This is a genomic window from Pseudomonas sp. PICF6 (assembly GCF_009831705.1).
In the GTDB taxonomy this organism is placed as follows: domain Bacteria; phylum Pseudomonadota; class Gammaproteobacteria; order Pseudomonadales; family Pseudomonadaceae; genus Aquipseudomonas; species Aquipseudomonas rhizophila.
In genome coordinates this window covers 469,496-477,421 of the sequence record NZ_WUUD01000013.1, presented here as the reverse complement: position 1 = coordinate 477,421, position 7,926 = coordinate 469,496, and the positions used below count along the sequence as shown (strand labels likewise).

Sequence of the window (7,926 nt, the reverse complement as noted above, 5' to 3'; positions counted from 1 at the left end):
TCAGCAAAGGCGAATCGGCGGGCAGGTGAACACGCAGCGCTTTGGCCTGCACAGTGAAACGCAAACTGTCGACCTGCAACGGTTCGCCATCAAGATTGATATCCAGGCCTTGAGCGACCTTGATTTCCACCCATGGCAGGCGTGCGCGCACGAACATGTTGTCGATCCCCAGGCCACCGGCCAGCAAATCCTTCAGGGTACTGACCACCTCCTGAGGCGCCGGCAGGACACTGATGTCCAGCAATCCATCATCGACCAGCGCCTCAGGGCACAGTACATGCCCCCCTCCGGCCTGCCGGCCATTGCCGATGCCCAGCGCCAGCAAATCGCCCTGCCAGTGGAAATCCGGGCCCTGCAGCTCACCGTAGGCCGCACTTAGTTCACTGAAACGTGATAAACCGGTGAACAAATAGGCGGCGCCACCCAAGACCTTTTTCAAGTCCTCGGAGGTGTTCGCCGTCACTTGGCTGCCAAAACCGCCCGTGGCCATATTCAGGAAGATCTGACCGCCCACTTCGCCCAAATCGATGGCCTGAGGCGTGACATCCAGCAGATCCAGGGCCTGCTCCGGCTCCAGCGGGATACCGGCGGCACGGGCAAAGTCATTGGCCGTACCCAGCGGCAGCAATACCAGGCTCACCTCACTCGATTTACGCACGATCGCCTCGGCGATATCACGCAAGGTCCCGTCCCCACCGCCGGCGATCAGCGTCGTGTAACCGGCATCCAGCGCCTCATCGACACAGCGTCGGGCATCGCCGGCCTCCCACGTCACTCGGACCGCAAGGTCCCAGCCCTGCTTGCGCTTGAGCATCACTGCGGCGCGAACCTCATCGTTGAGCGCTTGCTTGCCATGCAAAATCAACAGCGCCTTGCCTTTGCTCATTGTTATCTCCGTCATGGGAAGGTTCAGAGAATGGGACCACTCACACGGCCGAAAAAGCCCGGACCGATTCAAATTAAATAAAAGACTGCGCCGCGCGCCCATGGGGAAAACCGGCGGACAGCCCCCGCCGCCCACTTCTCGACTCGAAGAATTTTCTTACAAGAACTGGCGAATCAGCTCAATTGACCCGTCAACGGTATTGAGACACTTTGGTGCTCTGTTGTGCTGGATCGTTTAAATGCTCATTACACAAGGATGTCTTAACCCATGGATGGATACATCACGGCCCGCAGGGGCCGGAACAGTGGTTCGAACAGTTATGGCCAAGGGGATGAAGCGCCCCATGCATAGCCATAAATACAAGCTGTCGCCCCGGCAGCTCGCATCATTTGGAAGCGAACAGGCCAACGTTCAAAACGAATGCAAAAGTTGCAGTAATCCCGCAGGAGGAATTGATTTGGAACCGCGCGTCGTTGAACTGGAAACTCACCTTAAATACATCCGTAAAGACATGGATGAAATCCGAACCGATGTGAAGGTCATCCGCCACAGGCTCGCCTATTCAGCAGGCGCAGCAGCGGTGGTCTTTGGCCTGCTGGGCTGGATTGCGAACAGTCGATTCGATCAACTGGTCATGCTGCTCTCGCGATAAAGCCGATGGGCATGAAAAGCCCGAGCACTCGACTCGGGCCGGATACTCCCACTGCCGCAGCGCTAGCCCAGGACCTCGCTCAAGGGAATAAAACCCACTTCGTCGCCTTCGACCAGGGTTCGCCCCTCAAGCACCTCAACCAGTCCTTCAGCCCAGGCCGCGCTGCGCAGCACACCGGAGCTTTGATTGCGGTAGATGATCGCCCGACCGTTCTCGAGGCGACCTCGCAAGTATTCTCGTCGACCGCCTGCCTTCGGCCAGTCGAAGCCAGCCGGTACCTTGAACTTGAGCGGCGTTACCGCCTGAACACCCTGGCGGCGTAACAAGTAAGGCCGGGCTAACAATGCGAACGTCACCAAGGTCGAGGCAGGGTTTCCGGGCAGGCCGATCACAGGCACACCACGAAAATGCCCGAACGTCAGCGGTTTCCCAGGCTTGATGGCAAGCTTCCAGAGCGCGAGTTCACCCTCTTCGCGCAAGGCGGTCCCCAGGAAGTCAGCCTCCCCCACCGATACGCCGCCAGTGGACAGGATCAGATCGACATCCGACAACTGCCCCAGACGCTGGCGGGTGGCGGGCAAGTCGTCGGGCAGAATACCTGCGTCGACCACCTCACAACCCAGCTGCTGCAACCAGCCACAGAGCAGTACGCGATTGCTGTTATAGATCTGGCCAGGGCCCAGCGCCTGACCTGGCTCTACCAGTTCGTCACCGGTGGAGAGCACTGCAACACGCACCTTGCGCACCACCTCCAGCGACGCGCAGCCAAGAGACGCCGCCAGCCCCAGCTCGATCGGCCCCAGGCGAGTACCGCAGGAAAGAACCGTTTCTCCGACAGTTGCCTCCTGCCCCTGCGGGCGGATGTTTTGCCCGCTCACCATCAGCTCGGTAAAGCGTATGCGCAGGTCATCTTCAACCACGGCGTTTTCCTGCATCTCGACGCAGTCAGCGCCGGCAGGGACAGGCGCTCCGGTGAAGATCCGTGCACAGGTTCCTGCAGCCAGCGGCTCCGGGGCCTGGCCGGCGAAAATTCGCTGACTGACCACCAGGGGCTCACCTGTGCAGTCAGCCAGCCGCAACGCGTAGCCGTCCATGGCGCTGTTGGGCCATGGCGGCAAATCAAGGGTCGATACCAGATCTTCTGCAAGCACCCGGCCTTGCGCCGCGGCCAAAGGCAAACGTTCACGCTGGACAATCGGCGTAGCCGCCGCCATCTCGAGCAAACGCTCCAACGCCACCTCCACGGCCATCAAGGCACCGGCCTTGCCCGGTTTACCCACGGGATTCACAAGGCGCTGCCTGTTTCAGATGGGCCACGAAGTTACACGGACGATGCCGCGCATCCAGTTGCTCGGCCAGTATCCCGTCCCAGCCAGTACGCACCGCGTTGGTTGAGCCAGGCAGGCAACAAACCAGCGTGCCATTGGCCAGACCTGCCAGCGCCCGAGACTGGACGGTGGAAGTGCCGATGTCCGCCACCGATATTTGGCGAAACAGTTCACCGAAGCCGTCGACCTGTTTGTCCAGCAGGCACGCGACGGCTTCCGGAGTGCTGTCGCGCCCCGTGAAACCGGTGCCGCCAGTAATCAGCACCACTTGCACCACGTCCTCGGCGATCCAGTTCGCGACTTGCGCACGGATCTTGTACAAATCATCTTTGAGCAGAACCCGCGCCGCCAGGTTGTGACCGGCCGCCGTGAGCCGATCGACAAAAACCTGCCCCGACGTATCGGTTTCAAGGGTGCGGGTATCACTGACTGTCAGCACCGCGATATTGAGCGGCACGAAAGGTACATCAGCCTTGGCTTTCATAGGCTCGTCCAGTTGTAGAGGAAACAGCCCGGTGTTATATCACAGCGCTTCATTTTTTCGCCCGTGCGGAGACACACCATGACCTCGAATACTTCCCCGCCATCATGCTCCATCCTGCTGCTGGCGGGGGGGCGCGGACAACGCATGGGCGGGCAGGACAAAGGCCTGTTGCAGTGGCAGGGCGAACCGTTGATCGCCCATCTGCATCGACGGACGCGCGCACTGAGCGACGACCTGATTATCTCCTGCAACCGCAATCCGGAACGCTATGCGCTGTATGCCGATCAATTGGTGCATGACGATGAAGGGGGCTTCCCCGGCCCGTTGGCAGGCATCCGGGCGGGCCTCAAGGTGGCACGATACCCTTCTCTGCTGGTGCTGCCGTGTGATGTACCGCAGATCGACTCCAGCCTGCTCGACAGCATGCTCAGCGAGGCGAGCCAGCATCCCGACAAGCCACTGATGGTACGTCATGGTGAACATTGGGAACCGTTGCTGTGCGTCATTCCTGTGGCGCTGGCCCCGGCTTTCGAACAGGCCTGGAGCGAAGGCGAACGCAGCCCGGGCCGCATCATGCGGGCGTTGCATGCGACTGCACTGCAATGCCCTGCCAACGATATTCGCCTGGCAAATCTGAACACGCCGGAACTGCTCAGCGGCCACAAAGGTGTGTCAGATTGACACTAGCCAGGAACTTGCGCGCGCTGTATACGTCTGAAGGTCAGTAACTTGAAGAATCCTATTTCGGAGAAACACCATGACTCAACGGACCCTCGCCACTTTCATGCTCGCACTGGGCCTCGCCACTCTCGCCGGGTGCGCATCGCCAACAGTGATTACCTTGAATGACGGTCGCGAAATCCAGGCCGTCGACACCCCCGAGTACGACGAAGACACCGGCTTCTACGAATTCGAGCAACTGGACGGTAAAGAGACTCGCGTGAACAAGGATCAGGTTCGTACCGTTAAAGACCTGTAACCTTCAACGCCACAGCCAGCTACAGAAAAGCCCGCGATACTTGCGGGCTTTTTGATGCCTGCTCGTAAGTCAGCCCGATTACCACTGCAAGCTGATATCGCTTTGAAAAGCACGTTCCTGGCCGGTGACAGGATCGATAAAACTCAACCTCTGGGCCAGCAGCTTGAGCGGGTTGGCGTAATCGTCCTCCACGTCCCGCAGCACGTCCGGGTAGAACGGATCGTTACAGATAGCCGCCCCGAGGGCATTCATATGCACTCGCAACTGGTGCTTCTTGCCCGTGACCGGAGACAGACCGTAGCGCCACAACTCGCCGTTCTTTTCCAGGACTTCGATGGCCGTTTCGGTATTGGGCTCGCCCGGCCCTTCCTGCATCCGGAAGAACGGCTCGCCATCGATCATTCGGCTCTTATGCACCCGAGGAAAGGTCATCTGAGGTAGCGCAGGGGCTATGGCCTGGTAGCGTTTCTCGATTTTGCGCGTTGGAAACAGCGACTGATAAGCCGAACGGGTCTGCGGGTTGGCTGAAAACAGCACCAGCCCCGCCGTATGCCGGTCGATACGGTGCAAGGGCACCAGATGGGGATTGTCCAGACGTCGGATCAGACGTCGCAACAGGGTCTGCTCGACATACTCGCCCGCTGGAGTGACAGGCAGAAAATGCGGCTTGTCTGCTACCACCAGATGTTCGTCGGCATACAGAATCGATTCCACGACCGGGATCGGCTTCTCGTCAGGCACCTCACGAAAGTAGTGGATGCGCAGGCCTTCCCGGTACGGCAGGTCGGCAGCAATGGCCCTGCCCTCGCCGTCCAATACCCGCCCCCGGGTGATGCGGTCCAGCCACTGCTCGCGACTGATGGTGCTGAAATGCTCGCACAGGCACTCCAGCACCGTCTGCCAGGAGCCGGGCGGAAGATACAAGGTACTGGCCTGATGGTGAGCGGCGCAAAATGATGACCGGGACATTGAAAACTCTAATCTTTTGGCAGGGCGGCATTATCCGCCAGCCGCCCATGTCAGCCCAGCAATGATTGCTTCACGCCGGGATCGACGTCGTCTTTGCTGCCGCTTCAGTGAACTCTTTCAGCCAGCGCAGCACCTCCACCGCCTCCCAGCGACCCGGATCGTACAATGCATACAAGAGGCCCTGGTAACCCACCACATCCAGTTGCTTGTGGTAGCCGGCACGCTGGAACAATGCTTCGATCTCGGCGAAGCAGGTGTTGAAATGCAGTTTGTTGAAGGGCGTCTTGCCTTCGGTTACCAGCCCGTCCAGGCGCAACTCCTGGACCGCCTCGCGCACAACGTCCACGGACATCCTGTTCACGCTGTTTTTCAGTTGTTCGACATTGACCAAGGGACGCACTCCAGATAGCTGTATGGGCATACAGTAACCGAAGAAGGGGATTTTCGCCAATGGCAGTGCCCGGACGCGACGTATGGCAGGCTTCAACTCAGGAAAGCGGCCACCTGATCAGCATCGTCAAAAGGCCAATCCAGTTCCGCGCCCGTATCGATCCGGCGCAGGACCGGGATTCGTAGCCCATAACGTTCGGACAAAACCTCGCTCTCGGCGATATCCACCAGCTCCACCAACAATCCATGCTCGACGAAAGACATCAATACACCTTCGGCAACTTCACAAAGATGACAACCCAGGGTGCCGAACAACTGGCATTCAGGAGGCATGGCAGGTAGACCCACTAAAGAGAGACGGTCATTCTAGGCCCACCCTGCAAAACCGTCGAGCCGGGTAGAAAATCTGACAGTGCTTCGGTAAAACGCTGTGCAAATCATTGAGCGCCAATACTTTTCCGGCAATGCCCGGCGCTTATTTTCCTTCTACGCTGTGTGGCGCAAACCTTGAAACGGAGTACCCCTTGTTTGCCAATCTGCTGATCATTCTTGCCTCGTCCCTGGTGGTCATCGCCCTGTTCAGGCGACTGCGCCTGCCGCCGGTACTGGGTTATCTCTGTGTCGGTCTGGCGGTCGGCCCCACCGCCCTGGACTGGGTGAACGACAGCGAGGAACTGCCAGACCTGGCCGAGCTCGGGGTGGTTTTCCTGTTGTTCTCGTTGGGGCTGGAGTTCTCCCTGGCGAAGATGATCGAACTGCGCAGGGTCGTGTTCGGCCTTGGCAGCCTGCAGGTGCTGTGCTCAGGGATACTGCTGGGCAGTCTGCTGCTGCTCTTCGGCGCCCCGCCTGTCGCGGCCATGCTGCTCGGCGCCGGGCTGGCCTTGTCCTCCACCGCTATTGTCAGCAAGGAGCTGACCAGCCTGGGGGAAATATTCAGCAGCCATGGCCAGAACGCAATCGGTGTGCTGCTGTTTCAGGATGTCGTCGCGGTGTTGCTGTTGACCCTCGTCCCCGTGTTCGCCGGCAGCAGCGAGCAACCATGGTACTGGGCGTTGCCCCTGACCCTGGGCAAGACCCTGGTGCTGTTCGGCGGTTTACTGCTGGCCAGTCGTCTACTGCTGCCACGGCTGTTCCATGAAGTGGCCGAATCCCGGTCCGCTGAGCTGTTCGTGCTGCTGGCCCTGGTGATCGTATTGCTGACAGCGTGGCTGACCCATCTGCTGGGTCTGTCACCGGCGCTTGGGGCGTTTCTGGCAGGCATGTTGTTGGGGGAAAGCCATTACCGACATCAGATCGAGGCAGACATACGGCCGTTCCGCGATATTCTGCTGGGACTGTTTTTCGTCAGCATCGGCATGCTGATCGATCTGCAGCTGTTTGTGGAGGACGGCTTGCTGATCCTCGGGTTGACCCTGGGACTGATGCTTATCAAAGGCTGCGTGGTCGCAGTGCTGGTGAAATGGCAAGGGGACGACGGCGAAACCTCCTGGCGCAGTGGCCTGGCCCTGGCCCAGGGCGGCGAATTCTGTTTTGCCCTGATGGCACTGATGCAGCAGAACCGCCTCATGCCCGCCGACATCAGCGGCCTGCTGCTGGCAGCGACCTTCTGCTCGATGCTGCTGACGCCACTGCTGTTGCGTGCCGCGCCGCGCATTGCTGCCCGCCTGCACCGCAAACCCAACGAAGAGGCACAGCTGGACCAGATAAGCGCACTCAACGCCGATTTGTCGGGTCATGTAGTCATTTGCGGGTATGGTCGCGTCGGCCAGTCAATCGGCAGGTTTCTACGCAGGGAACACCAGGCGTTCGTGGCCCTGGACGACGATCCAGTCATCATTCAGGAAGCCAGCGTCGGGGAAAGCTGCGTGCACTATGGAGATTCACGCCGGGGCGACCTTCTGGCCGCCGTCGGACTGAGTCGCGCCAAGCTGCTGGTGATCGCCGTGGACAAAACCGACATCGCCATCAGCGTGCTCAAGGAAGCCCGCCGGCTCAATCCCCAGGTGCCGATTCTGGTGCGTACCCGCGATGACAGCCAATTGGCGGAGTTGCAGGCTGCCGGGGCCAGCGAAGTGGTCCCGGAGCTGCTGGAGTCAAGCCTGATGCTGGCCTCCCACGCCCTGATCATGCTCGGGCTGCCGAACCAGCAGGTCCAGCAGCATGTGGATCAGGTCCGCCACGACCGCTATCGCTTGCTACACGGTTTTTATCCTGGGAATCAGGACAAAGAGCCTTAGG

General features: G+C 59.8%; 10 protein-coding genes. 4 read left to right on the top strand and 6 right to left on the bottom strand.

What is annotated here, in order from left to right; translation table 11 throughout:
- Nucleotides 1-886, bottom strand: an 886-nt coding sequence (yegS, locus tag GSM73_RS07225) for a lipid kinase YegS (RefSeq protein WP_160892039.1), incomplete at its 3' end; no start/stop codon positions are given.
- A gap of 343 nt (nucleotides 887-1,229) precedes the next feature.
- Between yegS and GSM73_RS27075 the strand changes: the two genes are divergently transcribed.
- Nucleotides 1,230-1,538, top strand: coding sequence for a hypothetical protein (locus tag GSM73_RS27075; RefSeq protein ID WP_225248412.1), 309 nt, complete (start codon nucleotides 1,230-1,232; stop codon nucleotides 1,536-1,538).
- 62 nt (nucleotides 1,539-1,600) lie between these two features.
- On the opposite strand, the gene glp is transcribed toward GSM73_RS27075, so the two are convergent.
- Nucleotides 1,601-2,788, bottom strand: coding sequence for a gephyrin-like molybdotransferase Glp (gene glp / locus GSM73_RS07215; protein WP_160892037.1), 1,188 nt, complete (start codon nucleotides 2,786-2,788; stop codon nucleotides 1,601-1,603).
- 22 nt (nucleotides 2,789-2,810) lie between these two features.
- Nucleotides 2,811-3,350 carry a molybdenum cofactor biosynthesis protein B gene (gene moaB, locus GSM73_RS07210; RefSeq protein ID WP_047226393.1) on the bottom strand — a complete coding sequence of 180 codons (540 nt, stop codon included), beginning with the start codon at nucleotides 3,348-3,350 and terminating at the stop codon, nucleotides 2,811-2,813.
- Between the two features lie 78 nt (nucleotides 3,351-3,428).
- On the opposite strand from moaB, the gene mobA reads away from it, so the two are divergent.
- Complete coding sequence (gene mobA, locus GSM73_RS07205; RefSeq protein WP_107322178.1) at nucleotides 3,429-4,031, top strand: molybdenum cofactor guanylyltransferase MobA; 603 nt, start codon at nucleotides 3,429-3,431, stop codon at nucleotides 4,029-4,031.
- 76 nt (nucleotides 4,032-4,107) lie between these two features.
- Nucleotides 4,108-4,329, top strand: coding sequence for a YgdI/YgdR family lipoprotein (locus tag GSM73_RS07200; RefSeq protein WP_047226391.1), 222 nt, complete (start codon nucleotides 4,108-4,110; stop codon nucleotides 4,327-4,329).
- 78 nt (nucleotides 4,330-4,407) lie between these two features.
- On the opposite strand, the gene GSM73_RS07195 is transcribed toward GSM73_RS07200, so the two are convergent.
- From GSM73_RS07195 to GSM73_RS07185, 3 genes are all read right to left on the bottom strand, one after another.
- Nucleotides 4,408-5,298, bottom strand: coding sequence for a pseudouridine synthase (locus tag GSM73_RS07195; protein WP_160891955.1), 891 nt, complete (start codon nucleotides 5,296-5,298; stop codon nucleotides 4,408-4,410).
- 70 nt (nucleotides 5,299-5,368) lie between these two features.
- Nucleotides 5,369-5,689 (bottom strand): transcriptional regulator, encoded by a 321-nt coding sequence (locus GSM73_RS07190; protein WP_047226389.1) that lies wholly within the window; start codon nucleotides 5,687-5,689, stop codon nucleotides 5,369-5,371.
- 92 nt (nucleotides 5,690-5,781) lie between these two features.
- Nucleotides 5,782-6,021: a glutaredoxin family protein gene (locus GSM73_RS07185; RefSeq protein WP_047226388.1), complete on the bottom strand. Its 240-nt coding sequence runs from the start codon at nucleotides 6,019-6,021 to the stop codon at nucleotides 5,782-5,784.
- Nucleotides 6,022-6,212: 191 nt separating this feature from the next.
- Between GSM73_RS07185 and GSM73_RS07180 the strand changes: the two genes are divergently transcribed.
- Nucleotides 6,213-7,925: a monovalent cation:proton antiporter-2 (CPA2) family protein gene (locus tag GSM73_RS07180; protein WP_047226387.1), complete on the top strand. Its 1,713-nt coding sequence runs from the start codon at nucleotides 6,213-6,215 to the stop codon at nucleotides 7,923-7,925.
- Nucleotide 7,926 lies beyond the last annotated feature (1 nt).